General features: G+C 70.0%; 28 protein-coding genes, 1 pseudogene and 2 riboswitches. Of the genes and pseudogenes, 10 read left to right on the top strand and 19 right to left on the bottom strand.

All coding sequences use genetic code 11. The features are described 5' to 3' along the window. Positions 1 to 40 precede the first annotated feature (40 nt). The 3 genes from SPR02S_RS07410 to SPR02S_RS07400 all read right to left on the bottom strand — a co-directional run bounded on the left by SPR02S_RS07410 (position 41) and on the right by SPR02S_RS07400 (position 1672). Positions 41 to 997: a GlxA family transcriptional regulator gene (locus SPR02S_RS07410; RefSeq protein ID WP_019056309.1), complete on the bottom strand. Its 957-nt coding sequence runs from the start codon at positions 995 to 997 to the stop codon at positions 41 to 43. A 61-nt stretch (positions 998 to 1058) separates the two neighbouring features. Next, a complete protein-coding gene (locus SPR02S_RS07405) occupies positions 1059 to 1436 on the bottom strand; it encodes a hypothetical protein (RefSeq protein ID WP_019056308.1) in 378 nt (125 codons plus the stop codon). Next, positions 1436 to 1672 carry a hypothetical protein gene (locus tag SPR02S_RS07400; RefSeq protein ID WP_026150310.1) on the bottom strand — a complete coding sequence of 79 codons (237 nt, stop codon included), beginning with the start codon at positions 1670 to 1672 and terminating at the stop codon, positions 1436 to 1438. Before SPR02S_RS07400 ends, SPR02S_RS07405 begins: the two co-directional genes overlap by 1 nt. A 207-nt stretch (positions 1673 to 1879) precedes the next feature. On the opposite strand from SPR02S_RS07400, the gene SPR02S_RS07395 reads away from it, so the two are divergent. Beyond that, positions 1880 to 2302, top strand: a complete 423-nt coding sequence (locus SPR02S_RS07395; protein WP_019056306.1) for a hypothetical protein — start codon at positions 1880 to 1882, stop codon at positions 2300 to 2302. Here the strand turns inward: SPR02S_RS07395 and SPR02S_RS07390 are convergent. Next, complete coding sequence (locus SPR02S_RS07390; RefSeq protein WP_026150309.1) at positions 2281 to 3060, bottom strand: MmyB family transcriptional regulator; 780 nt, start codon at positions 3058 to 3060, stop codon at positions 2281 to 2283. The genes SPR02S_RS07395 and SPR02S_RS07390 overlap by 22 nt on opposite strands. Before the next feature lie 87 nt (positions 3061 to 3147). Here SPR02S_RS07390 and SPR02S_RS07385 point away from each other — a divergent pair, with 87 nt between their 5' ends. After that, positions 3148 to 4122, top strand: coding sequence for an LLM class flavin-dependent oxidoreductase (locus SPR02S_RS07385; protein WP_052346944.1), 975 nt, complete (start codon positions 3148 to 3150; stop codon positions 4120 to 4122). A gap of 55 nt (positions 4123 to 4177) precedes the next feature. Continuing rightward, complete coding sequence (locus SPR02S_RS07380; protein WP_019056303.1) at positions 4178 to 4957, top strand: SDR family NAD(P)-dependent oxidoreductase; 780 nt, start codon at positions 4178 to 4180, stop codon at positions 4955 to 4957. Between the two features lie 43 nt (positions 4958 to 5000). Here the strand turns inward: SPR02S_RS07380 and SPR02S_RS07375 are convergent, their stop codons facing one another. Genes SPR02S_RS07375 through SPR02S_RS07365 form a run of 3 tightly spaced genes read right to left on the bottom strand, consistent with a single transcriptional unit; the run spans position 5001 to position 7887 of the window. Continuing rightward, a complete protein-coding gene (locus SPR02S_RS07375) occupies positions 5001 to 5819 on the bottom strand; it encodes an ABC transporter ATP-binding protein (RefSeq protein WP_019056302.1) in 819 nt (272 codons plus the stop codon). Beyond that, positions 5816 to 6829, bottom strand: a complete 1014-nt coding sequence (locus SPR02S_RS07370) for a FecCD family ABC transporter permease (RefSeq protein ID WP_019056301.1) — start codon at positions 6827 to 6829, stop codon at positions 5816 to 5818. Before SPR02S_RS07370 ends, SPR02S_RS07375 begins: the two co-directional genes overlap by 4 nt. Then, positions 6826 to 7887 (bottom strand): ABC transporter substrate-binding protein, encoded by a 1062-nt coding sequence (locus tag SPR02S_RS07365; RefSeq protein ID WP_019056300.1) that lies wholly within the window; start codon positions 7885 to 7887, stop codon positions 6826 to 6828. Before SPR02S_RS07365 ends, SPR02S_RS07370 begins: the two co-directional genes overlap by 4 nt. A 54-nt stretch (positions 7888 to 7941) precedes the next feature. Next, positions 7942 to 8158: riboswitch (cobalamin riboswitch) on the bottom strand. A 161-nt stretch (positions 8159 to 8319) separates the two neighbouring features. On the opposite strand from SPR02S_RS07365, the gene SPR02S_RS07360 reads away from it, so the two are divergent. Further along, positions 8320 to 9123 (top strand): SAM-dependent methyltransferase, encoded by an 804-nt coding sequence (locus SPR02S_RS07360; protein WP_019056299.1) that lies wholly within the window; start codon positions 8320 to 8322, stop codon positions 9121 to 9123. Positions 9124 to 9213: 90 nt separating this feature from the next. On the opposite strand, the gene SPR02S_RS07355 is transcribed toward SPR02S_RS07360, so the two are convergent. From SPR02S_RS07355 to SPR02S_RS66095, 4 genes and pseudogenes are all read right to left on the bottom strand, one after another. After that, positions 9214 to 10080, bottom strand: coding sequence for a CbtA family protein (locus SPR02S_RS07355; RefSeq protein ID WP_019056298.1), 867 nt, complete (start codon positions 10078 to 10080; stop codon positions 9214 to 9216). A gap of 36 nt (positions 10081 to 10116) precedes the next feature. Beyond that, positions 10117 to 10269 carry a CbtB domain-containing protein gene (locus SPR02S_RS07350; protein ID WP_245607520.1) on the bottom strand — a complete coding sequence of 51 codons (153 nt, stop codon included), beginning with the start codon at positions 10267 to 10269 and terminating at the stop codon, positions 10117 to 10119. A gap of 123 nt (positions 10270 to 10392) precedes the next feature. Continuing rightward, positions 10393 to 10466, bottom strand: a riboswitch (cobalamin riboswitch). Positions 10467 to 10588: 122 nt separating this feature from the next. Further along, complete coding sequence (locus SPR02S_RS07345) at positions 10589 to 10933, bottom strand: hypothetical protein (protein ID WP_019056296.1); 345 nt, start codon at positions 10931 to 10933, stop codon at positions 10589 to 10591. Between the two features lie 102 nt (positions 10934 to 11035). Next, positions 11036 to 11107: pseudogene (locus SPR02S_RS66095) on the bottom strand (plasmid stabilization protein); the annotation flags it as partial. Positions 11108 to 11416: 309 nt separating this feature from the next. On the opposite strand from SPR02S_RS66095, the gene SPR02S_RS55330 reads away from it, so the two are divergent. Continuing rightward, positions 11417 to 12607 (top strand): hypothetical protein, encoded by a 1191-nt coding sequence (locus SPR02S_RS55330; RefSeq protein WP_019056294.1) that lies wholly within the window; start codon positions 11417 to 11419, stop codon positions 12605 to 12607. Positions 12608 to 12619: 12 nt separating this feature from the next. Here SPR02S_RS55330 and SPR02S_RS62895 read toward each other — a convergent pair whose 3' ends face one another. Further along, a complete protein-coding gene (locus SPR02S_RS62895) occupies positions 12620 to 13429 on the bottom strand; it encodes a hypothetical protein (protein ID WP_158697787.1) in 810 nt (269 codons plus the stop codon). Between the two features lie 134 nt (positions 13430 to 13563). After that, positions 13564 to 14388, bottom strand: a complete 825-nt coding sequence (locus tag SPR02S_RS07325) for a DUF427 domain-containing protein (protein WP_019056292.1) — start codon at positions 14386 to 14388, stop codon at positions 13564 to 13566. A 359-nt stretch (positions 14389 to 14747) separates the two neighbouring features. Here SPR02S_RS07325 and SPR02S_RS07320 point away from each other — a divergent pair, with 359 nt between their 5' ends. After that, a complete protein-coding gene (locus SPR02S_RS07320) occupies positions 14748 to 15188 on the top strand; it encodes a hypothetical protein (RefSeq protein WP_019056291.1) in 441 nt (146 codons plus the stop codon). A 132-nt stretch (positions 15189 to 15320) separates the two neighbouring features. Then, positions 15321 to 16160 (top strand): SAM-dependent methyltransferase, encoded by an 840-nt coding sequence (locus SPR02S_RS07315; RefSeq protein ID WP_052346934.1) that lies wholly within the window; start codon positions 15321 to 15323, stop codon positions 16158 to 16160. Positions 16161 to 16190: 30 nt separating this feature from the next. Here the strand turns inward: SPR02S_RS07315 and SPR02S_RS55325 are convergent, their stop codons facing one another. Both SPR02S_RS55325 and SPR02S_RS07305 read right to left on the bottom strand, forming a co-directional pair. Then, positions 16191 to 17162 carry a helix-turn-helix domain-containing protein gene (locus SPR02S_RS55325; protein ID WP_019056289.1) on the bottom strand — a complete coding sequence of 324 codons (972 nt, stop codon included), beginning with the start codon at positions 17160 to 17162 and terminating at the stop codon, positions 16191 to 16193. Positions 17163 to 17245: 83 nt separating this feature from the next. Then, positions 17246 to 17485: a DUF397 domain-containing protein gene (locus tag SPR02S_RS07305; protein ID WP_019056288.1), complete on the bottom strand. Its 240-nt coding sequence runs from the start codon at positions 17483 to 17485 to the stop codon at positions 17246 to 17248. 345 nt (positions 17486 to 17830) lie between these two features. Here SPR02S_RS07305 and SPR02S_RS07300 point away from each other — a divergent pair, with 345 nt between their 5' ends. Next, positions 17831 to 18658 carry a DUF1684 domain-containing protein gene (locus SPR02S_RS07300; protein WP_019056287.1) on the top strand — a complete coding sequence of 276 codons (828 nt, stop codon included), beginning with the start codon at positions 17831 to 17833 and terminating at the stop codon, positions 18656 to 18658. A gap of 128 nt (positions 18659 to 18786) precedes the next feature. After that, positions 18787 to 19767: an ArsR/SmtB family transcription factor gene (locus SPR02S_RS07295; RefSeq protein ID WP_019056286.1), complete on the top strand. Its 981-nt coding sequence runs from the start codon at positions 18787 to 18789 to the stop codon at positions 19765 to 19767. A gap of 72 nt (positions 19768 to 19839) precedes the next feature. On the opposite strand, the gene SPR02S_RS07290 is transcribed toward SPR02S_RS07295, so the two are convergent. Both SPR02S_RS07290 and SPR02S_RS07285 read right to left on the bottom strand, forming a co-directional pair. Further along, on the bottom strand, positions 19840 to 21240 hold the full coding sequence (locus SPR02S_RS07290; RefSeq protein WP_019056285.1) for an NtaA/DmoA family FMN-dependent monooxygenase: 1401 nt from the start codon (positions 21238 to 21240) through the stop codon (positions 19840 to 19842). Continuing rightward, positions 21237 to 22337, bottom strand: a complete 1101-nt coding sequence (locus tag SPR02S_RS07285; RefSeq protein WP_019056284.1) for an LLM class flavin-dependent oxidoreductase — start codon at positions 22335 to 22337, stop codon at positions 21237 to 21239. Before SPR02S_RS07285 ends, SPR02S_RS07290 begins: the two co-directional genes overlap by 4 nt. A gap of 458 nt (positions 22338 to 22795) precedes the next feature. On the opposite strand from SPR02S_RS07285, the gene SPR02S_RS07280 reads away from it, so the two are divergent. Continuing rightward, entirely contained in the window at positions 22796 to 23575 is a 780-nt protein-coding gene (locus SPR02S_RS07280) for an alpha/beta fold hydrolase (protein ID WP_019056283.1), read from the top strand. 4 nt (positions 23576 to 23579) lie between these two features. Here SPR02S_RS07280 and SPR02S_RS55320 read toward each other — a convergent pair whose 3' ends face one another. Next, on the bottom strand, positions 23580 to 24815 hold the full coding sequence (locus tag SPR02S_RS55320) for a 4-hydroxybenzoate 3-monooxygenase (RefSeq protein ID WP_019056282.1): 1236 nt from the start codon (positions 24813 to 24815) through the stop codon (positions 23580 to 23582). Between the two features lie 58 nt (positions 24816 to 24873). Further along, positions 24874 to 25296 carry a hypothetical protein gene (locus tag SPR02S_RS07270; protein ID WP_158697786.1) on the bottom strand — a complete coding sequence of 141 codons (423 nt, stop codon included), beginning with the start codon at positions 25294 to 25296 and terminating at the stop codon, positions 24874 to 24876. Positions 25297 to 25540 lie beyond the last annotated feature (244 nt).

The following is a 25540-nucleotide window of genomic DNA, read 5'->3' as shown; positions in this document are numbered from 1 at the left end:
GTATCTCGCCACACTCGCCACACCGTGGGACAGCGCGGGGCTACTCCCCCTGTGCGAAGGTGCGCCGGTACTCGCTCGGCGTCGTACCGAGGAGGCGGTGGAAGTGCAGCCGGAGGTTCGCGCCGGTGCCGAGACCGACGTCGGCGGCGATCTGCTCGACGCTGCGCTCGGAGCGTTCGAGCAGTTCGCGGGCCATGTCGATACGGGCACGCATGACCCACTGCATCGGCGTGTAGCCGGTCTCGTCGACGAAGCGCCGCGAGAACGTGCGCGGCGACACCGCGGCCTGCCGGGCCAGCGTCTCCAGGGTGAGGGGCTCGCCGAGCCGGTGCAGCGCCCACTCACGGGTCGCGGCGAACCGTTCACCGAGCGGCTCGGGCACGCTGCGCGGCACGTACTGCGCCTGACCGCCGCTGCGGTAGGGGGCCGCGACCAGGCGCCGGGCGGCGTGGTTGGACGCGGCCACGCCGAGGTCGCCGCGCAGGATGTGCAGGCACAGGTCGATACCGGAGGCGGCGCCCGCCGAGGTCAGCACGCTGCCCTCGTCGACGAACAGGACGTTCTCGTCAACGTTGACGAGCGGGTACTTCGCCGCGAGCGCCCGCGTGTAGTGCCAGTGCGTCGTGGCGCGCTTGCCCTCCAGCAGCCCCGTGGCGGCGAGCGCGAAGGCACCGGTCGAGATCGCGGCGAGCCGCGCGCCCCGGTCGTGCGCGGTGATCAGCGCGTCAAGGACACCCTGCGGCGGGTCCTCCCGGTCCGGGAACCGATACCCGGGGAGGAAGACGATGTCGGCCCAGGCCAACGCGTCGAGACCATCGGCCACGTGGTACGACAGCCCGTCGCCCCCGGTCACCAGCCCGGGCGCCGCACCGCACAGCCGCACCTCGTACGGCATGCTCGCCCGCGTCGTGAACACCTGCGCGGGGATTCCGACATCGAGCGGCTTGGCGCCTTCGAGGACTAGGACGGCGACACGACGCAGACGGGCGGTGGACACGGAGACAGCCTACGCAGGGCTACGGCCCCACGTTCACGGAGCCGTACCAGGTCGCCGCAGGTCAGACCTTCCAGGTCCGCAGCTGGTCGGCGACGGCGAGGACCCCGACCCGCGTGTCCCGGATCTTGCGGACGAGGTCGGAGAGGGCGCCGTAGGGCGGGTCGATGCCTTCGCCGGACTGCCCCATGTACTGGGCGGCGACGAACGCGGCGTAGAGGCTGTTGCGGTGCGGCAGCGGCTCCAGCCGCACGATGGTGTGCATCAGCGCGGCGGCCCGCCAGGCGGCGTCCGGGTCGGCCGCGGCGAGGGTCGGCAGCTTGGTCTTGTGCCGGGATACGGCGGCCACGAGCGCGGAGTAGTCGGAGACCGACATGTCCTCGCGGCCGAGGGCGGCCTCCTGGACGTCGAGCAGCCAGGAGACGTCGATGTACAGGTGCATCAGGCGGCCGCGGCCCCGTCGCGCTCGGCGGGCGGCACCTCGTCGGGGAAGGCGTCGTCGAACTCGCCGCGCAGCCGCTCGGCCCACGCGGAGGCGCCGACGACGAACCGGCCCCGCTGCATCTCGCGGACGCCGAGGTCGTGCAGGTACTGCTTGAGGCTCTTCCCCTCGGCGGCTGCCGCCGCGCGCACTCCCGCGAGTTCCTCTTCGGTGAAGGACACATTCAACGATGGCATGCATCGATGGTACCTAGTTGGTGCCGCCGGTGCGAGGGGCATGCCGTCGGAGCCGCCGCGGCAAGCGGGACAGGTTCTCCAGCGACAGCTTCCCCGGGCCGCAGTCATCGCTGACCGGAAAGGTCCATTCCTTGTGAGGAATTGCCCGTCTCCACCGCGCCCCGCAGGATCTGGTCCGCATGGACCTGCCGGGGCAAGGAGACGAAGATGATCGAGATCGACCCGCAGCAGCTGGCCAACCGCTACATGGCTCAGTGGAATGTGCCCGACGCCACGGAGCGCCGCGCCGCCATCGAGCGACTCTGGGCCGAAGACGGCACCCACATCCTTCACCCGCCGGCGGAGATACGGGACACCGCCGCGGAACTCGGCTTCGACCATCCGACTCTGGAGGCTCAGGGATACGACGCCATCGAGACCCGAGTGGCGCGAAGCCACGAACGGTTCGTCGAGAAGCAGGGATTCGCCTTCCGGGCGCGCCCCGGTGCGATACGTCTCCATGACGTGGTCAGGATCGGCTGGGAGGCGGTGTCCACCGCGACCGGCGACGTGGTCGGTGGTGGTTCGGACCTGCTCGTCCTCGACGACGACGGCCGCATCAAGACCGACTACATGTTCCCGGGCTCCTGACCGGCGGCAGCGCGAGCCCTTGCCCCGGCGGCTACGGAGAGAGCCTCGGCCGTCTCCGGGTCGGCCGGCAGGAACGCCTCCAGCTTCAGCTCGGCAAGCGTCACGTCGATGGCGGTGGCGAAGGTCGTCACCGTCGTCATCAGGCGCAGCTCACCGTACGAGGACCGCAGGCGGAGCGGCACCGCGAAACCCAGTTGCCCGGCGGACGGCTCGAGCTCGGGAACGTACCCGGTGAGCTCGGCGCGCAACTCCTCCAGGTGGCCGAGGCGCACCAGGATGTGGCGCGCCCACTCGGCGAGGTTGACGATACGGGGGGCCAGGCCGTCGGGATGCAGCGCAAGGCGGTACATGTTCGTTCCCGGACCCACCAGCTCAGGGGCCACGCCCTCGGTGATCAGGTCGAATGCGGTGTTCGCGGCGATCAGGTCACCGCCCCGATCCACGACCAGCGCCGGATACGGCAGATGCCCGCGGAGGATGTGGTCGAGCGCCGTGCGCACGGGGATCAGCACCGGATCGTCCAGTGAGCTCTCCGGGTAGGCGGACGCGTACCCGGCGGCCAGCAGCAGCTCGTTGCGCTCCCGCAGCGGCAGCTCCAGCGACTCGGCCAGGCGCACGACCATGTTCCGACCCGGGACGGACCGGCCGGATTCGATGAAGCTGAGGTATCGCTGAGTGGTGCCCGCTCGCAGCGCCAGGTCGAGCTGGCTGATATGACGGCGGGTACGACGTTCACGAAGCGCACGAGGAAAGTCCACGGGGCCTGTTGTAACGGCCGCGGAGGGTCCCAGGCCATTCCCCGCAGGGAATTGTCGCCGCTCGTACCGGTCTTGAACATGGCCGGCATGGACATCGGTGTACTCCTTCCGACCGGAACCGCCCCATGGGGCGCTGCCGACGACCCTCGCGAGCTGATTGCCTTCGGCCGGTACGCCGAACGCTCGGGCTTCTCCTCGCTCTTCGCCAACGACTCCCTGATCAGCCCGCGTGTCGAGGCGCTCACGATGCTGGCCGCACTCGCCCCGGTGACCGAGACCGTGACGCTGGGCACAGCCGCACTGATGCCGTTCCTCCGTCGGCCGATCCAGGCCGCGCAGTCACTTGCCTCGATCGACCTGCTGTCCGGTGGCCGACTCACCGTGGCCGTCGGAGCCGGCTTCCCCGGCCGATTCGGGCGGCCCCTCTACAGGCTGTCCGAGCTGCCGTGGGAACGGCGCTTCGCCCGCCTGGACGAGACTGTCGCGCTGTGGCGGGCCCTGTGGGACGGCGCCGATGCCTTCCACGGCGAGATCCTCCGGTTCGATGACATCCCGCCCACGACCAGGCCGTCCCGGGCTGGTGGCCCGCCCATCTGGCTCGGCGGCGCGACACCCGCGGCTCTGGCCCGCACGGGCCGACTGTACGACGGATGGCTGCCCTACCCGCCTGACCCCGCCCACTACGCATCCGGCCTCCGCGACGTCCACAAAGCGGCGGCCGACGCCGGACGTGCGACCGAGGACATCTCCCCCGCGCTGTTCGTCTCGGTACGGATCGACACCGACATCGAGAGCGGCCGTCGGACACTGGACGACTACGCGCGGGCCACATACGGAATGCCCCTGGAGGAGCTGGAAAAAATCCAGGCGGTTGTCACCGGCTCCGCGGACCAGGTACGTGAGCACCTGGGACGGTACGTCGCCGCCGGTGCTCGGCACATCGTCGCCCGCCTCGGTGCCCTGGACCTGCACTCCCAGCGCGACCAGCTCGAACGGATCGCAGACCTGATCCCCGCCGTCCAGGGGGCGACCGATCGATCCTCCCGCTCGGAAAGCTCCTGAGTCCGGCCCAGCCGGCGCGAAGCGACGGTTACGGGGCACCCTTTAGGCTGCGGGGATGATCTCTCGCGACTACCTCTCCGAACTGTTCTCGCTGGACGGCCGAGTCGCCGTCGTGACCGGCGGCAGTTCCGGCATCGGCCGGGCCGCCGCCGGGGCGCTCGCGCGGGCGGGGGCGAAAGTGGTCGTAGTGGCGCGCAAGGAGCAGGAACTGGCCGCCACGGTCGACGAGTTGACGGCGGAGGGCTGCCGGGCGGCGTGGGTGAGCGGAGATCTGGGCACCCGGGACGGGGTCCGGGCGGCGGCGGAAGCGGCGGCCGAGGTGTTCGGGGAACCGGACATCCTGGTGAACAGCGCCGGCATCAACCTGCGCCCGCCGATGGGTGAGTTGAGCGAGGAGGTGTGGGACACCACGATGGCCCTGAACCTGGAGGCGCCCTACCTCCTGGGCCAGCGCTTCGGCCCCGGCATGGCCGAGCGGGGCTACGGCCGGATCATCCACATCACCTCCCAGCAGGCACACCGGGCCTTCGTGCAGAGCGGCGCCTACGGCGTGTCCAAGGGCGCGCTGGAGTCCCTGGCCCGCTCGCAGGCCGAGGCGTGGTCCCCGTACGGCGTCACCTGCAACACCCTGGTGCCGGGTTTCGTGATGACGCCACTGAATGAGCGACTGTCGTCCGACCCGGAGAAGGTGGCGGCACTGGCCGCGCGAACAATGGTCGGGCGCAACGGACTTGCCGAGGACTTCGCGGGAGCGGTGGTGTTCCTGGCGAGTCGCGGCGCGGCCTATGTCACCGGGCAGTCGGTCTTCGTGGACGGCGGACTCTCCGTGCACTAGCCCCCCCAACACCGCTTGCACCTGGGCACGTTGGAGCCCGCCGCTACGGCGTCCCGCTCCCCCGGCGCAGAAAGCGGATCACGGGATGCCCAGGGTCTTGGTGGACCTCGGCGTCGACGCCGTAGACCTCCTTGATGAGGGCCGGGGTGAGGACCTCGGCCGGGGTGCCCTCGGCGACCGTGCGGCCGGTGTCGAGGACGAGCAGGCGGTCGCAGTACATCGCGGCGAGGTTGAGGTCGTGCAGGGCGATCACGGTGGTGACCGGCAGGTCGGCGATCAGGTCGAGCAGGTCCAACTGGTGCTGGATGTCGAGGTGGTTGGTCGGCTCGTCGAGGAGGAGTTCGCGGGGTTCCTGGGCCAACGCCCGGGCGATCTGGGCGCGTTGGCGTTCACCGCCGGAGAGGGTGTGCCAGGACTGGGCGGCCCGGTCTGTCAGTCCGGCGCGTTCCAGCGCCTCGGTGACGGCGCGGGCGTCGACGGCCGACGCCGGTGACCAGGCACGGCGGTGCGGGATACGCCCGAGGGCGACGACCTCGCGGACGGTCAACTCGGTCTGGGTGTGGGTGTGTTGCTCGACGGTGGCGATACGGCGGGCGGTCGCGCGGCGCCCGACTTCGGGCAACGGTCGGCCGTCCAGCGTGACGACGCCTGTGGAGGTGGGGAGGACACCGGCCAGCAGGCGCAACAGGGTTGATTTTCCTGACCCGTTGGGGCCGAGGAGGCCGACGGTCTCGCCGGGACGCAGGACGAGAGTGACGCCGTCGACGATGAGTTGGCCGTCGGTGCGGCGGGCGACCCGGTCTGCGTGCAGGCCGGTGTCCGGTGCGGGACTGCCTATGCCTTCGGCTGCGGGGGTGCTCATGTCTTCCTCCGGCCCCGGTGCAGCACGATCACGAACGCGGGTACGCCGATCAGTGACGTCACCACCCCCACCGGCACCTCCTGGGGATCGACGACGGTACGGGCGAGGGTGTCCACCCACACCAGGAAGACGGCTCCGGTCAGCGCGGTGATCGGCAGCAGTCGTACATGCCCGGAACCGGTCAACGCGCGGGTGACATGCGGCAGTACCAGGCCGACGAAGCCGATCGCCCCGGCGCAGCTGACCAGGACGGCGGTGAGCAGGGCCGTGGCGCACAGCAGGATCAGCCGGGCGCGGGCCACGTTCACACCGAGCCCGGCCGCCGCCTCCTCGCCGAAGGCGAACGCGTCCAGGGTGGTGGCATGGCCCAGGCAGACGACCAGGACGAGGGCCAACGCGCCCGCGCACAGCAGCACTAGGCCCCAGTCCGCGCCGGAGAGCGAGCCGAGCAGCCAGAACAGCACGCCCTTGGTGGTCTCGGCGTCCGCCGAGGTCAGCACGGTGAACGAGGTGAGCGCGGAAAAGAGTTGCATGGCGGCCACGCCGGAGAGCACCACCCGGTCCATGCTCGCGCCGAGGCTGTGGCTGAGCAGCATCACCAGCCCGAAGGAGAGCAGCGCGCCGCCGAAGGCACCCGCCGACAGCGACACGGCCCCGCCGCCCACGCCGAGGACCACGACCGCCACCGCGCCCGTGGACGCCCCGGAGGAGACGCCGAGCACGAACGGATCCGCCAGCGGATTGCGCAGCAGTGACTGCATGACCGCACCGCACAGCGCGAGCCCGGCGCCGCAGACGGCGGCGAGCAGCGTGCGGGGCATGCGCAGGTCCCAGACGATGCCGTCCCGCAGCGGGGCGAGCGTGCTGTCCCCGCCGCCGAGGTGGGACGCGACCGACGCCCACACGTCGGCCGTGGAGATGTCGGCGGGTCCGATGGTCACCGCGACGGCCACGGAAACCAGCAACGCGACCAGTCCGCCGCCCGTCAACAGCAGGGTGCGGACGGTCACTTGGCGAGTCCGAAGTCGCGCAGGCCGGCGGCGACCTGCTCGATCCCTTCGACGGTGCGGATGGAGGGGTTCATCGCCTGGCCGCTGAGCAGGATGTACCGCTTCTTCTTGACGGCGGTGAGGTTGCGGGTGGCGGCGTTGGTCTCCAGGAAGTGGATCTTCGCCTTGGCGGTCTCGGCGGTCTGCGACTTGCGGGTCAGATCGCCGAGGACGATGACGTCGGGGTCGCGGTCGGCGACGGTCTCCCAGTTGATCTGGGGCCACTCGTCGTGGGTGTCGGAGAAGGCGTTCTTCGCGCCGACGGCCCGGGTGATGGCGCCGGGGGCACCGCAGCAGCCGGCCAGATAGGGCGACTGGGAGTTGGCGAACCAGTACATGAGGGAGGTGCCGGAGGCGTCGAGCCCGGTGGTGGCCTTGGTCACCCGGGCTTTCAACTGGGCCACGAGCTTGTCGCCGCGCTCCTTCACACCCATCGCCCGGGACAGGTCGCGTATCTCGCCGTAGACGATGTCGAGGGTGAGCGGTGTGCTGCGCGAGCCGTCGCCGCCGCTGTCGTTGTCCTTGCCCGCGCAGTCGGACGGCGAGACGTACGTCGGGACGCCCAGCTTCTCGAACTGTTCGCGGGTCGCGACCCCGCCCTTGCCGAGCGTCGAGACGAAGGAGGCGGTGACGAAGTCGGGTTCGGCGTCGAGGACCTTCTCGAAGGAGGGGTTGTTGTCGGCGAGACGCGGCACGGTCGCGTTCGCCTTCTCCAGCCCCTTGAGCACCGGATCGGTCCAGGTCGCCGTACCGGCGATGCGGTCGGCGAGGCCGAGGGAGAGCAGGATCTCGGTGGTGCCCTGGTTGAGGGAGACGACCCGCTTCGGGGCCGACTTCAGCGTGACCTTCTGCCCGCAGTCGGTGAGGGTGAGCGGGAAGCCCGCGGCGGACTTCTCCGTCTCGCCGTCGGCTCTGTCGCCTTCGGATCCGCCGCACGCGGTGAGCAGCAGGGCGGGCGCGATGAGGAGGGCCGCGGTACGGCGGCGCAGCGGGACGGGGGCGGTACGGATCACGGGCATGCCTTGCCTGTCGGGGCTCGAACGCGGAGCCTGGCCTACGAACTCCCCCTCGCCGAGGGCGAGAAGGCGCCAGCAGGTCTTCGGACTCGGGTTCGTCCGGACGGGGCGCCTTCCCGGCGCGTCACACACCGGCTCCTTCGGCCGGCCCGTGTCGCCCCAGTGGCGTCTGATGCCCCGCCCGTCCCCCTCACCGCTGCGCGTCAGTTCCGGATTTCCACCGGATTCCCTGGCCTCGGTTGTGGCACGACTGGCCCGCACAACCTATCAAGATCGGCGATCGGCTCCTGCTGCGGGACGGCACGGAGGTGCCCGCGCTGGTGTGCCCGCTACACTCGCGGGCCTGAACTCACCTCGCGACAAAGGCCGTTGGGAGCAACCGGGCGACGGCGGTCGGCCATGCGTGACGGTCGATACATCAACAGGAGAACCGAAGTGACCGACTCAGGATTCGGCGCGGGCGCCATAGACACCGGCAAACCCCAGTCGGCCCGCATGTACGACTACTTCCTCGGCGGCAAGGACAACTACCCCGTCGACTGGGAGGCCGCCGAGCAGGTGATCTCCTTCTTCCCCGCCGTCAGGCAAATGGCGCGGGTGAACCGCGATTTCATGCACCGGGCCTCCCGGCTGTTGGCGGAGCGGGGTATCCGTCAGTTCCTGGACATCGGCACCGGGATACCCACCCGCCCGAACCTCCACCAGGTGGTCCAGGCGATCAACCCCGGCGCGCGCGTGGTCTACGCGGACAACGACCCGATCGTTCTCCGGCATGCCGAAGCGCTCCTGCACAGCACGCCGGAGGGCAGCACCACCTATATCCAGGCCGACGTGAGAGAGCCGCAGAAGATCCTCGCGGCGGCGAAGGAGCAGCTGGACTTCGAGCAACCGATCGCCCTGTCCTTGGTGGCCCTCCTGCACCTGGTGGCGGATGAGGACGACCCCCGTCGCATCGTGGGCGAACTGCTCGACTCGCTGCCGCCCGGAAGCTACGTGGCCCTTTCCCACGCGACCGGAGACTTCGATCCGGAGACCTGGGAACGCGTCGTCGACGTCTACCGCAAGGGCGGTACAGCCGCCCAAGTACGCTCACGCGCCGAATTCACCAGTTTCTTCCAGGGACTTGAGCTGGTCGCCCCCGGCATAGCACTCGCCGCGCACTGGCACCCCGAGCCCGAAGAACAGCACAGCCCGACCGACGAGATCCCGCTGTACGTCGGAGTCGCCCGCAAACCGTGAGAACGGACCGAGCGCGGTGATCGCATCGATCACCGCGCTCGTCGTAGCAGAGCTCGCCGTAGAAGAACTCGTCGTAGCAGAACTCGTCGCTTACGCCGGGACGGGATCCGGCTCCTGCGAGGGGGCGTTGGCGTCCGGACGCGTGGGCTGCAGCAGACGTTCCGCCAAGGGGCCGAAGATCAGGCCGAGGGCCGTCCAGAGGATGAGCTGCGCGCCCACGGAGTAGAAGCGGAAGGTGAAGAGCACGTCGGCCGGGAAGCCCGGGTAGACGATGGTGCCCTTGTCGTCCTTCAGCGGCAGCGGAGTCTCGGTGGCCTGGTTGCCGAAGTTGGCCTTGTTGTACGAGAGATGGCCCAGCTGCGGCAGGAGCAGCATGACGATCCCGATCGCGACGACGAACGCGGCGCCGGCCAGGAGGGAGGCGTTCCAGTTCCCGAAGCGGGGCTGGAGGTGCTTGCCGAGGTAGACGGCTCCGGCGAGGAAGGCGACGGAGCAGACGACCATGATCAGGTACAGGGCGCTGCGCTGCTGGATGGTCTCTTCGTGACCGATCGCGGGCGGGTTGGCCGGGTACTTGAGGAACGGCACCAGGTACATGCCGAGGAAACCGCCACCGGCGACGAGGAGCGCCAGGTTGCGGGCCCGCAGCCCGCCGGTGCGGCCCAGGCAGACGGTGTAGGCGACGGCGAACAGGGCGCCCATCGCCATGCCGAAGAGGATCATGCCGGCGCCGATGCCGACGTTGGCCTGGATGGTGCGGCTGAACAGTTCGTGTTCGTGGCCCTCGACGGGCAGGCCGGCCGCCTTGTCCAGGACGTTCTGGGCGGCGTCACGGCCGCTCTCGTAGTCGATGGCCTTCGCGATCTGTGGCTCGGCGAAGATGCGCGCGAATACGAACGCGAGCAGGCCCGCGACTGCGCCGGCGAGTATGCCGCGCAGTATGAGCTTCTTTTCCATGTCGAGTTGTCCGTACTTCCAGATGCCGGCGGAGGGTCAGTGGCAGGGGAAACCGAGGAAGTGGCGGGCGTCGTGGACGAACTCGTGGACGTGCGTGTCGTTGCCGAACACCGATACAGCGCCCTGGTCGACACCGACGAAGTAGTAGACGGCCAGCGCGATCAGCGCGGTGCCGACCAGCCAGACGATCGACTTCGAGACCGGCAGGACAACCGGCGTGGACACCGGACGGGGTGTGGAAATGCTGCTGCTCAAGGTGAGCCCTCCTTCGGGATCGTGCGTCCCTTGCGTGTACGGGCGAGTGAAGGTTCAGTGTCTGACTCGCCCTCCACCTTCCGGCGGCGGGCTCACAGTGGCGCGACCGTGCTGGAATTCCACCAGCTTCCTTATGCCATCACTACAGGGGGAGAGTACGGCGCGTCTCTCCGGGCCGTCAATCAGGCCCGTTCCGCGTACTGCTCCTGACAGCGCCGTGTGTGCGAGGAGTTGGCTGCCGGCGCCCCTCCCGTCACCGCTTCGTCGTGAGCCTCAGGTCGACCTCCTTCTCCTGGTCACCCGACGCCGTGCCCCGCTCGTCCACGGCGAACGTGACGTCCAGCGCCTCACGAAGCTGGTCCACGGCGACGTACCCGCCCTGGATCGTGGCGGACACCGAGCCCTCCAAGGGGATCGGGTCGGTCGGGATCCACTCCTGCGTCGGCTCGAACTCCGCTGTCCACACGGCGGTTCGGTCGCCCGGCTGTTCCTGGGGCACGTCGTCGGAGGGCCGGTCGGTGGGGAACGCCGTCCGCAGGACGCCGAAGACGGTGGCGGCGTCCTCCTTGGACGCTCCGGTCAGGGACACGGTGGCCATCGGGGTCACTCTCCTTGGGTTCGAGTCGGGCGTCGGTCAGGCGGATCAGCGGCCGAGGGCCGTCGCCAGTTGCTGCTTGTTCATCGACGAACGGCCGTCGATTCCACGCTTCTCGGCACCTTCCTCGATGTGCTCGTACTGCCGCTCACGCTTCGCGCTGGAACCTCGCGGCACGACACTCTCCTCCATCCGTTTCCGACGATTTCCCGCGTATCCGCGTACCCGCCGCCCGCCGCTTCTCACGCGGCCCCCGGAACGCGCTGATCCCATCTGACGCACGGCCCGCGCGCCGGGCGAGCAGACGGCCACCGAACGGATGAGGGTGTGAGCCCCGCGAAGGCACGCGCGGCGGGGCGGTGGCGTCACACGGGTGGCGTATTCGCGTGGCGGGGGGCCTGGCGGCGGCCTAGTAATGGACGGGATCAGCTTGTTCATCGCGCTTCGGGGGGCGATAGCAGGTTCTCCCTCTTCATGGAGCCGAGCATGACCACCCGCTCTTTCTCGCCCAGCCCGGACCAACCCGAGATACCTCACGGCATCGCGGCCCATCCGCTCGCGCCCTCCGACGGAGGGCCGGCCGACGGATCGCCGCCGACGTCACGTCCGTCGCAAGAGGGTCCCGCCCAGACCGATCCCGAGGGCGAGAACGTCGACCCGATGCACCGCCTGGTGCACGCCGCCGTCGCCGACCGGCCGCTCGATGAGGTGCTCCAGCTCATCACCTTGCTGGAGCAGTCACCGAAGTACGCGCAGGCCACCGTCGACGCCCTGCGCGCGGTCGGTGTCGACCGGTCCGTGGAGGACGTCACGCGCCTGGTGACCCTGCTGACCCGGCCGCCGCGCAACCCCGACTGTGCCGACGAGGCGATCCGCGCGGCCGCCGAGCACCGGCCCGTCGAGGACGTCACCCGGCTCATGGCCCTGCTGCAGCGGGCTCCGCTGGAGCCGCACTGCGGCGAGGAGGCGGTGCGGGCCGCGGCCGGCCGGCCCGTCGAGGAACTCGTCCAGCTGATCGGCCGCTTGGCCGAGGAAGCGGAGGACGCCGAGCAAGCCGAGCAGCAGGGCGCAACCGCCCAGACCTCGGGGCCGGCGGCGGATCGATCCGCCGCTCCGTTGTCCGAACCGTCGCCCGGACGAACCCCGGCGGACCCGCGCGATCCAGACCTCGCGGGCGACCGTCCGGCTGCTCGTCGGCGCCGTCCACGCCGTCCGCGTACGACGGCACGGCGCACCGCTCCCCCGCTCTGGCCGCGGCTGATCGCGTCGGCGGCGCTCGTGCTGTGCGGGCTGTCGTACTTCCCGCTGCACCGTGACGGAGCCTCCGGCACCGCCTACGGGTTCGCGCTCGGTGTCTCGATCCTGTGCGTCCTGCTGGCACCGGCGCTGATCCTGCACGGCGGCCTGTCCGTGCTCGCCGTGTCCGTGGTGGTGCCGGCCGCGCTGGCCGCCCTCCAGTTGTTCGACGGGCGGTTCCACTCCTCACGCCTCTCGCAGGCGCTGCGGATCACCGCCGCCCCGCCCTGGTTCGCGGGGCTGATGGCCGTACTCGCCGCACTGGCCGCGCTCACGGCGCTGCTCGCGCTGCTGGCCTCACGGCGGTTCGGGAGGCAGTTGGACCTGCCCGGCGATCCCGATCACCGGGCGCTGGCCGACGCGAGCCAGATGCCTCAGTAAGGTCGGCCGAGCTCAAGGAGCGGTGGCGTCGGGGCTGTTCACGGCGTCACCGCTCGCGGACGGTGCGGCCGACGCCGAGGCCGCGGGGCTGGAGGCGGCGCTGTGGCTCGGGCGGGCACCGGAGCTGGAGCCGGTCTCCGGCTCCGCGCTCGCGGACGGCGAGGCGGTACCGCCCGAATACGACCCCGTACTGCTGGACGTCAGCGGCGTGGGAGTCGGGCTGTGCGCGGGAGTGCTCTTGGCGGCCGAGCCACCCCCCAACGAAGTGCCCTTGCCGGACTCGTTCCTGACCGCGGCCGCCAAGGGCTTGCCCATGACGAATTCCGCCGCGGTCACCGTGACCATCGCCAGCGCGAACACCAGGCCTGTCGCCAAGGCGTACTTCTTCCAGCCGATGGACCTCCAGAAGGATCCGGTGCCGGCCGCGCGATACGTGGTCACCGACTCCTCGTCGGAGAGGGCGTCGGCCGGTGTCGCGGCACCGGCCGAGGTGTCGTCCGGTAACACGAACGCCGCCCGGGCGTCCGCGCGTTGTACGGCCCGTTCCTCACTCGGCGTCAGCGCCATCGCCACCGACGGCACCCTTCTGCGGATCCCTTCGCCGGTACGCCGGAAGGCGTGCTGGAAGACCGCGGCGCCGGTGGTGGCGCTGGTGCTGACCACGGCGGCGCCGATGATCGTCCCGGTCACCCCCAGCAGGGACGCCAGCACCGCGCCCACCACGGTGGCAAGCGCACTCGCCACCACCTGCACAGCGGTCAGATCGAGCACCTTGCGCTTCGGCTCCTGCTTCTTCTCATCCTTCTTTTTGTGACTCTCCATCAATGTCCTTCAACATCCCTTTGCCAGTTCCGGAGCACGACAGCCGTCGAAGAGGCATGTGCAAGGTGTCGACTGCCCGGTTGTCGGTGTTTCACCTCAACTGGAAGCAACAGGGCTGGACTTCACCGGTACCGTCACGCCGGCGACTGCCCCGAGAGCGCCTCGGTGAACGGCGTGACCGGGCGCTCCAGGGCCTCGCCGTCCACGACGATGTCGACCGCCTCGTTGTAGAAGGCGAGCAGATCCTTTACGGCACCGACGGCGGGCAGCGGCTCCGGATAGCTCCAGACGATGTTCGGCGGGACACCGGGAACACCGGGCTCGCCCTGCCACGACCAGTACGTGGCGGTGCCCTTGTAGGGGCACCCGGTGCTGTGGTCGGTCGGTTCGAACAGGTCCAGGCGGACGTCCTCGCGCGGGATGTAGTACCGGGTCGGCAGGCCGGTCTCGAAGAGCAGCACCGGGCGGTGGGTGTCGGCGACGACCGTGCCGCCGATCTCGACGGTGACGTGCCGGCTGCTGGGGACGGCGTCCACTCGCTTGTGCGGGTCGCGGGGGTGGATGAAGATCTCTTCCTCCTCCTCGTACCAGTGGTCCAGCCCGCGCCCGACCCGCCGGAACCACTCGAAGGCGATGTATTCGGCCAGGTCGTCCGCCGGGTAGGTCCAGGCCGCGTTCTCCACCAACTCGCCCCCGATCGCGAGGTCGTAGAAGATCCGTGATCCCGTGTGCGTGCCGGTCGGCGGGTTCTTCGCCGGGCTGAGCAGGTCCTCGCGGACCTCGTCGTGCGGGAAGGCGTACGTCGGTACGGGTACGGCGGGCTCCCACACGAGGACGGGGTGCCTGCTGTCCACGACGGTGGTGTCGCCCTTGCGGCCACGCACCCAGCGTGGGCTCGGCTCCCACAGGAGTCCTTCGGGGGTGGTCCTGACGTCTCGTGCGGTCGGGAAGGTGCTCATGATCGTCGCTCCACGAGGCTGATCGAAAAGGATCGAAGAGGTACTGAAGCTTCCCCTTCGCCACCAGAATGGCTCGAGTCCCGATGAAATTCGACCCCTCCTGACCGCGATGTTATGGGCGCAAAAATGACTTTGCATGGAGGGGCGGGACAGCTCAACCGCTCTGTTCCACGCGGTAGTTTCCTTTTGGGCCCACTTGGCGGACCGCCGGGGAAAGGTTCTCCATCACGTCCCCGGGATGAAGCAGATTCACAAGGAAAAAACCAAATGAACGAACCGATTCACCGAGCGCCCCTCATTCTTCCGTGCCGCCGAGCCACTCCCCCTGCGGCCACTCCACGTCAGCGACGGTTAATCCGGTGATCGCGGACCTCGGGTTCGCGGCCTTCGCCGAACGGAACTCCCCCCGCTACACGCTCTACGCCGAGGCCCGTCTGTCCGTCCGCGCACGGTCCTCCGCCGTCGTGGAAGCCACGCTGACGTCCGCCCGCGCACGGTGGGAGTGGCTGATGTGCCAGCCCTGCCCCGCCGCCGAGGTCTGGGAAGAACTCCGCCAACAGGTCGAGCGGCAGAGCGAGCGCTCCGCGCCGCAGAACCCGGTCCTGGCCGTCCTCTACCAGCGGCTCCCCAACGCCGCGTGCGCGGACAGCTGGGTGCTGTGCCGCCTGTTGGGGTTCCCCGTCGCCGAGGCGGCCGAGCTGATGGGTACCGAACCGTCCGTGGTCGAAGCGGCTCTCGCCGCCGCGCGTCGAACCCTTCCGCAACTCGTCGACGCGGAGGCGCCCTTGAGGCATCTGTGACCCCTCCGGCGTACGCGGTCGACTGCCGGATGCCGAGATCCGCCACCTTTCGCCGGTCTGCGCCACGGTTCACCCGAACCAGCGGTGGTGCGGCCGGGTGCCGCCCTCCTAGGATGGGCAACTCCACTTCGGATGGGGCGGATTCGGCGAGGGGACGGGCCGTTGGTGGAGAAGAATCATGTCGATCTGTCGTTGCCCAGCGCGGCGCGGATGTACGACTGGCTGCTGGGCGGCAGCAACAACTTCGAAGCAGACCGGAATGCCTGCGAGTTACTGCTGGAGGTGGCACCCACCTCGCGCGAGATCGCGCTGAACAACCGGTGGTTCCTCCAGCGCGTGGTGCGGGCGCTGGCAGAACAGCATGGAATCAGGCAGTTCATCGACTTCGGCTCGGGCCTTCCGACGCAGCGCAATGTGCATCAGATCGCGCAGGAAGTCGACCCCGAATCCCATGTCGTCTATATCGACAACGATCCCGTCGTTCTGTCGCTGGGCCAGTCCCTGCTCGACGAGAACGACAACACCGCGATCCTGTCGGTCGACATGACGGACACCGGGACCATCTTCGGGCACCCGGACTTCACCCGGCTCATCGACTTCACCGAGCCGGCGGCGGCCCTGTTCATCTCCGTACTGCACTGCCTCCCAGACAGCGCCGGCCCAAAGGCCCTCGTGGAGCGGGTCGTTGACGCGCTCGCCCCGGGCAGTTTCGTCGTCGTGTGCCAGCTGGTGAGCGACGATCAGAAGGTCCGCGACGACGTCACCGAGCTCATGCGGGTCCAGACCGGGGGCAATTGGGGCAGGGTCCGGGAGGAGGCGGACGTGGCGGAGATCTTCGAGAAGCTCACCGTGCAGCAGCCGGGACTCGTCGATGTGACCGACTGGCGACCCGACTCCGAGCTCCAGCAACGCCAACGCAGCATCGAATGGACGGAGTTCGGCGGGCTGGGGAAGGTACCGCCCCGGGATTAGCGGGACCCGGCGGCTAAGAATCCCGGCCGGCTAGGAATACCTCGCGACGGCCTCGTCCAGCATGCGTCGGCTCTCCATGGGTGAGGCACACGCCTCACCCTGGATGCGCAGCAGGAGCTGGAGGTGCCGTTCGAAGTCGTTCTCCTTCGTCGGCCAGGGCTTCGCCCGCTCCTCGGCGCTCAGCGCGGGCTTGTTGTAGTAGTCGGCCTTGCGGTAGCCCTCGACGTAGACGAGGTCGGGAAGGCCGCCGCGGCCGAACTGGAGGTGGGCCATGCCGCCCGCCATCGACGCCTCGTTGCCCGCGATCATCCGGTCGAGGAGCACGAAGCGGATGGTGATGTGCGGGAGCCCGGCCATCTCCACGAGGTGGAGCATCTGGCCGCGCATCACCGCGTCCGAGCCGGCCCGTCGCAGCAGGACGGACTCGTCCATGAGGAACACGCAGCGCGGCGGCTCGGCCTGGCCGAACACCCGCTCCTGCCGCTCCCGGCGCATGGCGACCCGTAACGCCATCTCGGGGCTGTCCCACTCGGTGAGGTGCAGGCCCGTGCGGAGGATGCAGCTCGCGTACTCCGGAGTCTGCAGCAGGCCCGACACCAGACGTACGTCATACGTGGTGAGGCCGATGGCGACGGATTCGAGACCGAGGAGCCGGCGCAGGTAATCGGGGGTGCAGTCGTCGAATCTGTTCTGGAACCACTCCGGTTCCTGGGCGCGGGAGAACAGCATCGTCAAATTGTCCCGGGCCGGCCCGTCGAGTTTCAGATACGCCATCACCGCTTCGACCGTGCGCCCCTCAGGCATCGAGTCGGCATTCTCCAGGCGGCTGATGGTCGAGTTCGAAACGAGGATGGCCTTCGCCAGCTCTTTCTGCGTGAGTCCGGCGGCATCGCGTAAATCCTTGACGGCAAGACCGAGCATGATGATGGCGGCGGTCTTTGTCGTGTCCGGCCCGGCCGTGTGCCGGGCCAGACGATTGATCGGAATCGGGTCCGGGAACACGCTTTCTCCTTCAATGGGCAGTCACCTTCACATGATGACACGCCTACCCCGGAGGAGTTGCCCGAACCTATGTACTCCGACGCCTAGTTGGGACTGCCGAGGGCGTCGAACTCCCCCCTCTTCGCGCCGTCGAGGAATGCGCCCAGCTCCTCGGCGGTGAAGATCAGCGCGGGTCCGCCGGGGTCGGTCGAGTTCCGTACGGCCACGCCGCCTCGGGGCAGCGCGGCCAGCTCGACACACATGCCGTTGGCTTCGGACTTGCGGCTCTTCACCCACGTTCCCGGGATGAGGTCGGCGGCCATTCCGTTCGTGAAGTCCTGCATCAGAGAAGAACCCTCTCCGTTCGACAAGCCCATTCTTCCGGCCTTCTTCGCCGTGGCCCCGAAACCGCACAGGTGGAGGCCCCATGAAATCCCGTCATGCAATTTCATGGCTCGGCTTGCACAAAATGCTAGCGGCTCAAAATCGAACAATGCCGTCCCACGTACGGGTGGATGGTGGCCCGCCGGGTGGTGCGGGCGCGTCGCAGGAGCGCACGACGGCGCCCCTCCTCCGGCCTGACACGAAGCTGTCACACAGGAGCCGGAATCCCTCGCCGGGCGGCCGGGGTTGCCACTGGTACGACCCCGCTTCAAGACCGGGCCGAGCGCGACGAAGGAGCAGCGACCATGACCGTGGACCTCAATACGACGGACCTCCAGGCCTTCACCCAGGACTGGCTGGACTGGTATCGCGGGCAGGAGGAACGGCTCGCCGCTCCGCACGGGTTCCTGGCGATCACCGGGCTGCACTGGCTCGACGACCGGCCGCAGCGGTTCCCGGACGCGCCGGGCGCCTGGTGGACCGACGACGACGGGGTCGCCGTAGCCCTCGACGACGGTGAGGAACTCGTCGTGGCGGGGACGCCGGTGCGCGGTGAGTACCGCTTCGGTGTGCTGCCCGAGCGGGGCGGGGTCGACGCGGTGTGGGGCGATGCCGTGATCGAGGTGGCCAGGCGGGGCGGGAACGACATCGTGCGGCCCCGGCATCCGGACGCGCCGCTGCGTACCGCGTTCGCCGGTACGCCCGCCTACGCGCCGGATCCCCGCTGGGTGGTGCGGGGACGTTACACGGCCTTCGACTCGCCACGTCCGACGACCGTGGGCGCGGCGGTCGAGGGGCTGGAGCACGTGTACGACGCGCCGGGCCGGGTCGAGTTCGAGCTGGACGGGCGACCGCTGGCCCTGACCGCGTTCCCCGGGCGGGGGCCCGGCGGACTGTTGTTGCTCTTCACCGACGCCACCTCCGGGGTGACCACCTACGCCGCGAACCGAGCCCTCGCTCTCACCCCGCCGGCCGCCGACGGCACGGTCGTCCTCGACTTCAACCGCGCGACGAATCTGCCGTGCGCCTACACCGACCTGGCCACCTGCCCGCTGCCGCCGGCCGAGAACCGGCTGCCGGTGTCCGTCGAGGCCGGGCTGAAGACGCCCCGTGAGCGGGGAGGTTCGGCCTGATACGGCCCTCCGTCCTCCTTCGACAACCATGCGCGCCCCTGAGTCGTCCCCCTTAGGGACGCGCCGGTTTTCGCGCGGCTGCACGCCCACCGACACTGCGCACCGACGACGCGTAGGAAAGAGGCCGCATGCTCCGTATCCACTTCACGCCGCAGGATCTGCAGAACATCCGGGTCGCTCGTCAGCCGCATGCGCTCTGGGAACTCGTGTGCGGTGTCTGCCGGTTGGACGTGCGGCAGGGGGCGCTGGAGTACGGGCACTGGCGTCGGTCGGTGCACGAGGGGCTGGCGAAGGATCCGCGGGCCCGGCGGGCCCTGTCGCCGTTACAGACGCTGATTCCGCCCGTGGGCTACATCCCCGACTTCCTCACGCCGTCGGTCACGGGCGGCGGTCTGGCCGTCGGTCTCGACCAGGTGCGGGCCACCTCCCGCACCCGGCTGACCCGTGAGCTGGGCCGGCTCGCCGAGTCCCGTCCGCTGCCGTCCTGGGTGTCCACTCTCGACCGACCGGGTACCAAGGCCCTGGGGACGCTGACGAGGGCCCTCGAACTGTCCTGCAAGACACTGCTCGAACCGTACTGGCCCCACATCCGGACAGCTGTCGGCAACGACGTCGAGCTGCGCTCGCGCGCGCTCCTCGACGGCGGCACCTCCGCGCTCCTCAACACGCTGCGCCCACACGCCCGTTGGCGGGCTCCCGTCCTGGAGGTGGACTATCCCGTCGACCGCGAACTCCATCTCGAAGGGCGCGGCCTGCTGCTCATCCCGTCGTACTTCTGCTGGCGCAGGCCCACCGCGCTCGCGGATCCCATGCTCGGGCCGGTGCTCGTCCACCCGGTCGCCAAGCAGCCCCTGGAGATCGTCCGCGCGAGCAAGGACGGGCTGCAGCGGCTGCTGGGCCGTACCCGGACCGTCGTCCTGGTGGATCTCGCCAGTCATGGAGCGCGTACGACGTCCGAGGTGGCGACGGCGGCCAACATCGCGCTGCCCAGCGCCAGTTACCAGCTCGGCGTGTTGCGCGACGGAGGTCTGATCGCCAGTCGCCGGGAGGGCCAGTTCGTCCGGCACTCGGCAACTCCGCTGGGCCTGCGCCTGCTTCACGAGCGGTGACCGCGCACCCATCGGCCGGGGTCAATGGGAACGGCTTCGCATTCATTACGGCACGCCCGCGGTGCCGGTGGGTCAGCCCGTCCGGCGGCGGTCCGTCGTGGTGCGGTGGGTGAGGGGTTCGCGCAGGTCCAGGTGTGCGCGCAGGGTCGCACCGGTGTAGCCGGTGCGGTAGACGCCGCGTTCCTGGAGTGCGGGTACGAGCAGGTCCACGATGTCGTCGAGGCCGTCGGGGATCAGGTACGGGGTGACGTTGAAGCCGTCGACGGCATCGTGCCAGACGAAGTGGGCGAACTTGTCGGCCAGTCCCGCCGGGGTGCCGACGTGGCCGCGCTGGGGGCCGAGCGCGATGACGGTCTCGCGCAGCGACCATCGGTTCGCGTCGGCCTTCTCCCGCCATTCGGCGACGACTTGGCGTGGGTCGGCGATCCGTCGCGCGCCGAAGGAACCGTCGTTCTCGGCGACGACCGGGTCCTCCTTCGGCAGCGGCCCGTCGGCGTCGCGGCCGGAGAGGTCGATGCCCCAGAGGAGCCCGGCGATGCCCAACGCGGTTGCGGGCGTGACCTGTTGGAGGCGGATCCAGCGCTTCTTCTCCAGGGCCTCCTCCTCCGTGGCGCCGATGATGATCTCGGTGCCCGGGAGGATCCGCAGGTCGTCCTCGGGGCGGCCGGCGGCCCACAGTCGGCGCCGTAGGTCGTCGGCGAAGGCGAGCGCGTCGTCGAAGTCGTTGCCGTGCGCGGAGAAGATGACGTCGGCGTTGCGGGCGGCGAAGTCCCGGCCCTCTCCGGAGTCCCCGGCCTGGAAGATCACCGGGTGGCCCTGGGTGCTGCGCGGCAGGGTGGGCGCGAGGTCGACGTCGAACTGCGGTCCCTGGTGGCGGACTTGGCGTACGACGCCGGGTGCCGCCCAGGCCGGGGCATCGGCCGCGCCGGACACGGCCGCATCCTCCCAGCTGTCCCAGATCGCGCGGGCGACGGTGAGGAACTCCTCGGCGCGGCGGTAGCGGTCGGCGTGGTCGAGGTAGCCGCCGCGGCGGAAGTTGGCGCCGGTCCAGGCGTTGTCGGTGGTCACCACGTTCCAGCCGGCGCGGCCCTCGGAGAGCAGGTCGAGGCCGGACAGGCGGCGGGCGAGGTCGGCGGGTTCGTTGAAGGTGGTGTTGGACGTGCTGACCAGGCCGATGCGCTCCGTCACGGCGGCCAGGGCGGCGAGTTGGGTGATGGCGTCGGGCCGCCCGGCGACGTCGAGGTCGTGGATCTGGCCGTCGACCTCGCGCAGCCGCAGCCCCTCCCCCAGGAAGAACGCGTCGAACAGGCCTCGTTCGGCGGTCTGGGCGACGCGCCGGAAGTTGGCGGGGTCGATCTGGGAACCGCTGGCCGGGTCGGACCAGACGGTCCAGTGGTTGACGCCCTGGAAGAAGACACCGAGGTGGAGTCGGGCATCGGGGCGGGGAACGTCGAGGGGGTCGGTGCGGGTCATCGTGCGTCCTCCTGGGCGGCCGCGGCGGCGTAGCGGTTGGCGGGCCGCTCCAGGCCCAGGTGGGTGCGCAAGGTCGCGGCGGGCAACGGCCGTACAGCGTACCGTCGTTCGAAGAGGTGGGGCAGGACCAGCCGGGACAGCTCGGGGAGGTCCTCGTCCAACACCAGCGGGTGCAGGCGCACTCCGTCCACAACTCCCGTCAACTCCCCCAGCAGTGCGGCGAGTCCGGCGGCGGAGCCGATGTGCCGCAGCCGTCCTCGGTCGCTCCATGGGGCATGCCGTTCGAGGTCGGCGACGCGTTCCTCGGCCGTGGCGTCGGCGGTGTCGAGCGCGATCTCGACCTCGGCGAAGGCACGCGGCGTGTCGGCAAGGGCCACGCCCGAGGCGATGGCGGAGCGGTCCCGGCCCTCCACGAGGGCGACGTCGAGTTGCCCGCCGGGCACGCGGTCGGGGTGGCCGAGCACGACGAGTTGGCCCTGCGGCGGCCGCGGCACGATCGCCGGGCCCTTCACCGTGTAGGTGTCGGCGGTGAAGTCGACGTAGTGCAGCCGGTCGCGGTCGAGGTAGCGGCTGGTGGCGACGGAGCGGATGACCGCGTCGTCCTCCCAGGAGTCCCACAGGGCGCGGACGACCTCGACGCCGTCACGGGACTCGCGGGCCCGGGCCAGGGCCCCGTCGACGAGTGGGCGCCCCCAGACGGAGGCCGCCTCGGGCCGTGTCTCCTCGCTCACCACCCACCCGGCGCGCCCGACCGAGATGTGGTCCAGGGACGCCAACTGGCTTGATACGTGGAAGGGTTCGGCGTAGGTGAGCGGCACGACCGGCGCCACGCCGACGACACTCGTGGACGCGGCGATGAACGCGGCCCGCTCCACCGCGCCGATCCGGCCGACCGTGTCGGGGCCGGCGCCGGGCGGGAGCGCGCCGTCGTCCAGGGTGAGCAGGGTGAACCCGGCGTTCTCCGCGGCGGCGGCGACGCGGGCCACCCGGCGCGGGCTCAGGAGCTGGTCGGGTGAGTGGGCGGCGCGGCGCCAGGCCGCGGGATGGGCGCCGTCGCCGTCGATTTCGAGGGCGAGCCGCAGGGCGGGGCCGGACATGGGGTTCCTTCCGAGAACACGTCGAGACGGCCGGCCCGAGAGGCCGACACGGGTCAGGGGCGTGCGGAAGGACAGACGGCGGAGGCGGTACGGCAGTAGTCGACATGCCGCCGGATGATCAGCCGTGCGCCCGGGACGGCACCGTGGGGTGCGGCGTCGCATACGCGCATCGGGGCCTCCACTCGTCCGGGAGCGATCGCCTCAACTTACGTCGTCGGCCCGGGAAGGTGTCAAGAACATTAGATGTACGCGCATGCAGCAGCACCGGGGCGGAAAAGCGTTGGCCGCGACGGCGACCGGGCTGCTAACTTGCCGTTGGCCGTGACACCGCACGAGGAGGTGAGACCCATGAACGCAGTATCCAGGTGGGTGCTCCCCCTCTTCTCCACGGTTGGGCCAGCGGCATAGGTGTCGCCGGGAGCGCCTCACGACAAGGCGATCCCGAAAGGCGACACATCATGGAACTCACCCAACATTCCGTGCACTTCACCGCTGAGACACCGTCGAACGGTGTCCTCGTCCGCGACTTCACGGTCGGCGAAGTCACCGGCGCGCTCTGGTCCCCCGCAGCCTCCGCCTCCGCACGCGCTCCCCTGGTCCTGATGGGCCACGGCGGCGGCAACCACAGCAAGTCGCCCGCCATGGCGGGCCGTGCGGAGCGCCTCGTGAACGGCGCCGGCTTCCACGTCGCCACCATCGACGCACCCGGCCACGGCGACCGCCCGCGCACACCGCACGACGAGCGCGAAATCACCTTGATGCAACGGAAGATGGCGGCGGGCCAACCGGTCGGCGAGATCGTCGTCCGCTACAACGCCCACCTCGCCGAGCGCGCCGTACCGGAGTGGCGGGCGACCCTGGACGCCCTCCAGGAACTCCCGGAGATCGGCGCCGAAGGACCCGTCGGCTACTACGGCCTGAACATGGGCACCGCGATCGGGGTACCGCTGACGGCGAGCGAACCCCGCATCACCGCCGCGGTGTTGGGCCTCTTCTGGAACGACGAGACCCTCGCCGAGGCGGCGCGGCGGATCACCGTCCCGATCGAGTTCGCGCTCCAGCGGGACGACGAACACATCCCCCTCCCGTCCGGTCTCGCGTTGTTCGACGCCTTCGCCTCGAAGGAGAAGTCGCTGCACATCAACTCGGGCTCGCACAAGGAACTGCCCAGGTTCGAAGCGGACAGCGCGGTCCGCTTCTTCGCCCGGCACCTGACCGTCGACGGCTCAACGGCCTGACAGGTCAACGCGGTTGCGGCCCGGCGTCCTCTCCGAAGTCCATCCCCGTCATGAGTTCGGAGAAGGCGCCGGCCGCGCCGGGTGACGTGAAGAGCCGGTCGAGCCGGGCGCGGGCCAGACTCCGGTGAAAGGGACCGGAGTTGGTGGCGTCACCTGCGTCGTGGAGCATCCGGGTCATCCAGTGCGAGAACTCCTGGTCGCTCCAGACCCGGCGCAGACACCGCTGCGAGTAGCTGCGCAGGGCCGTGTCGTCACCGTCATGGACGGCGTCCCGTACGGCTCGGGCGAGGAGATCGGCGTCGTAGAGAGCGAGGTTCATCCCCTTGCCGCCCATCGGCGAGACGATGTGCGCGGCGTCGCCGACCAGGAAGAGGCGGCCGTACTGCATCGGGTCGTGGACCAGGCTGCGGAGCCGGAAGATCTCGCGGTCGGTGATCGGGCCGGAGACGAGGGCCGGGTCGCCGAGCCGGGTGCGCAGCGCGTCCCAGACGCGGGCGTCGGACCACGCGTCGGGGCGATCGTCCGGCGGGCACTGAAGGTAGTAGCGGCTGGCGTACGGGCCGCGCGGGAAGTGGGCCGCGAAGCCCTGCGGGCTGACGGCCAGGAGCGGGTGGGCGGGCGGCGGCGCGTCGGCCATGACCGTCAGCCAGCCGATCCCGTGATCGAAGGCGTACGGCGTGAGGGCACCGTCCGGAACGGCCGTGCGGCTGATGCCGTGGTCGCCGTCGCAGCCCGCGACGAAAGAGCAGGTGATCGCACGGAGGCCACCGTCCGCGGTGCGGTAGCGGACGGTGGGGCGATCGTCGGTCAGGTCGTGCAGGGAGACGTCCGCGGCCTCGAAGCGCAGGTCTCCGCCGTCCTCCAGGTACGCGGCGGTGAGCTTCTGGACCAGCATCTGCTGGGGGCAGAGGCGGGCCGTGGGGCCCTCGGAGCCGTCGTAGTCGTTCACCAGATGGGTCTCGCCGTCGACCCGGAGCTCCAGGATGCCGTCGTGCGGGACACCGCCCAGTACGCGGTCGGCCAGCCCCCAGGAGTCGAACATCCGGACGGCGCGGGTCTCGACGATGCCTGCCCGCTGGCGCTGGGCCACATACTCGCGGGTCTGCCGCTCCAGGACGACACAGTCGATCCCGCTGCGCCGCAACAGGTTCGCGACGGTCAGGCCGGCCGGACCCGCACCGATGACCACCACGGTCGTGGATTCCGGCGACTCGCTCAACTCCCGCACAGTGTCGGCCACTTGACCACCTCCGGAAGCACCCTACCGACACCGAGGTCCCGGCCGACGGGCCACCGGGTCACTTCACCTCGATCGTCACCTTCCAGGTCTCGACGAGCAGGGGGCAGAGGTTGCCGGGGTCGGGGACGCAGCGGCGTTGTGCGGTGACGATGGCGGCGCCGGCGGATGCCGCGTGGAAGACGGCCGTGGCGTCTCCGGACGGGTACGTGGCGTCGGAAGCGTGCCCGAGCACCGCCGAGTTACCGGACTCCGGAGCGGTCCAGGTGTAGGTGAGTCCGCGCTCGCGGGAGTGGGTGAGCCGGATCTCGACATCGCCACCCGAACTCGCGGGCACCGTCCGGCCGTTGTCCGTGTTGGTGAGGACGACACGTCCGGCCAGGCGTGCGTGCGGCGTCTGTCCCTGGGCGGTGGCCGATGCCGTGACGGCCACGAGGGCCAACCCCGCGGCTCCAAAAGCCGTGGACCAATTCGCTGCTCCCATGATTTCCTCTCCTCGCACCCGCCGGGTCGGCGGTCTCCACAGGCGGCGAGCGCGCCGCCCCGCGGCACAACGTGGTGGAGGAGGACGGGTCACAGACAACCACCCGTTCGTGCGGACCTGTGCCGCGACTATGCGTGTGTTATGAATCTTCACGCGTGACCGATAGGACAAGACGAAAGACAACCGTTCGACCGGCCCACGGGTGAGGACCGGTCGGGGTCGCCGATGCCGGGGTCCGCTCCCC

It is taken from the genome of Streptomyces prunicolor NBRC 13075 (genome assembly GCF_000367365.1).
GTDB lineage: Bacteria > Actinomycetota > Actinomycetes > Streptomycetales > Streptomycetaceae > Streptomyces > Streptomyces prunicolor.
This window is presented reverse-complemented; position numbering and strand designations above follow the sequence as displayed.

Coding starts and splice junctions, on each gene's coding strand:
- SPR02S_RS07270 (WP_158697786.1), bottom strand. CDS start 25,296: ATGGGAGCAGCGAATTGGTCCACGGCTTTTGGAGCCGCGGGGTTGGCC.
- SPR02S_RS07295 (WP_019056286.1), top strand. CDS start 18,787: ATGCTCCGTATCCACTTCACGCCGCAGGATCTGCAGAACATCCGGGTC.
- SPR02S_RS07405 (WP_019056308.1), bottom strand. CDS start 1,436: ATGCACCTGTACATCGACGTCTCCTGGCTGCTCGACGTCCAGGAGGCC.
- SPR02S_RS07355 (WP_019056298.1), bottom strand. CDS start 10,080: ATGGAAAAGAAGCTCATACTGCGCGGCATACTCGCCGGCGCAGTCGCG.
- SPR02S_RS55330 (WP_019056294.1), top strand. CDS start 11,417: ATGACCACCCGCTCTTTCTCGCCCAGCCCGGACCAACCCGAGATACCT.
- SPR02S_RS07305 (WP_019056288.1), bottom strand. CDS start 17,485: ATGCAGGACTTCACGAACGGAATGGCCGCCGACCTCATCCCGGGAACG.
- SPR02S_RS07395 (WP_019056306.1), top strand. CDS start 1,880: ATGATCGAGATCGACCCGCAGCAGCTGGCCAACCGCTACATGGCTCAG.
- SPR02S_RS07345 (WP_019056296.1), bottom strand. CDS start 10,933: ATGGCCACCGTGTCCCTGACCGGAGCGTCCAAGGAGGACGCCGCCACC.
- SPR02S_RS07385 (WP_052346944.1), top strand. CDS start 3,148: ATGGACATCGGTGTACTCCTTCCGACCGGAACCGCCCCATGGGGCGCT.
- SPR02S_RS07285 (WP_019056284.1), bottom strand. CDS start 22,337: ATGTCCGGCCCCGCCCTGCGGCTCGCCCTCGAAATCGACGGCGACGGC.
- SPR02S_RS07400 (WP_026150310.1), bottom strand. CDS start 1,672: ATGCCATCGTTGAATGTGTCCTTCACCGAAGAGGAACTCGCGGGAGTG.
- SPR02S_RS07300 (WP_019056287.1), top strand. CDS start 17,831: ATGACCGTGGACCTCAATACGACGGACCTCCAGGCCTTCACCCAGGAC.
- SPR02S_RS07290 (WP_019056285.1), bottom strand. CDS start 21,240: ATGACCCGCACCGACCCCCTCGACGTTCCCCGCCCCGATGCCCGACTC.
- SPR02S_RS07325 (WP_019056292.1), bottom strand. CDS start 14,388: ATGAGCACCTTCCCGACCGCACGAGACGTCAGGACCACCCCCGAAGGA.
- SPR02S_RS07315 (WP_052346934.1), top strand. CDS start 15,321: ATGGGGCGGATTCGGCGAGGGGACGGGCCGTTGGTGGAGAAGAATCAT.
- SPR02S_RS07375 (WP_019056302.1), bottom strand. CDS start 5,819: ATGAGCACCCCCGCAGCCGAAGGCATAGGCAGTCCCGCACCGGACACC.
- SPR02S_RS07365 (WP_019056300.1), bottom strand. CDS start 7,887: ATGCCCGTGATCCGTACCGCCCCCGTCCCGCTGCGCCGCCGTACCGCG.
- SPR02S_RS07380 (WP_019056303.1), top strand. CDS start 4,178: ATGATCTCTCGCGACTACCTCTCCGAACTGTTCTCGCTGGACGGCCGA.
- SPR02S_RS07280 (WP_019056283.1), top strand. CDS start 22,796: ATGGAACTCACCCAACATTCCGTGCACTTCACCGCTGAGACACCGTCG.
- SPR02S_RS62895 (WP_158697787.1), bottom strand. CDS start 13,429: ATGGAGAGTCACAAAAAGAAGGATGAGAAGAAGCAGGAGCCGAAGCGC.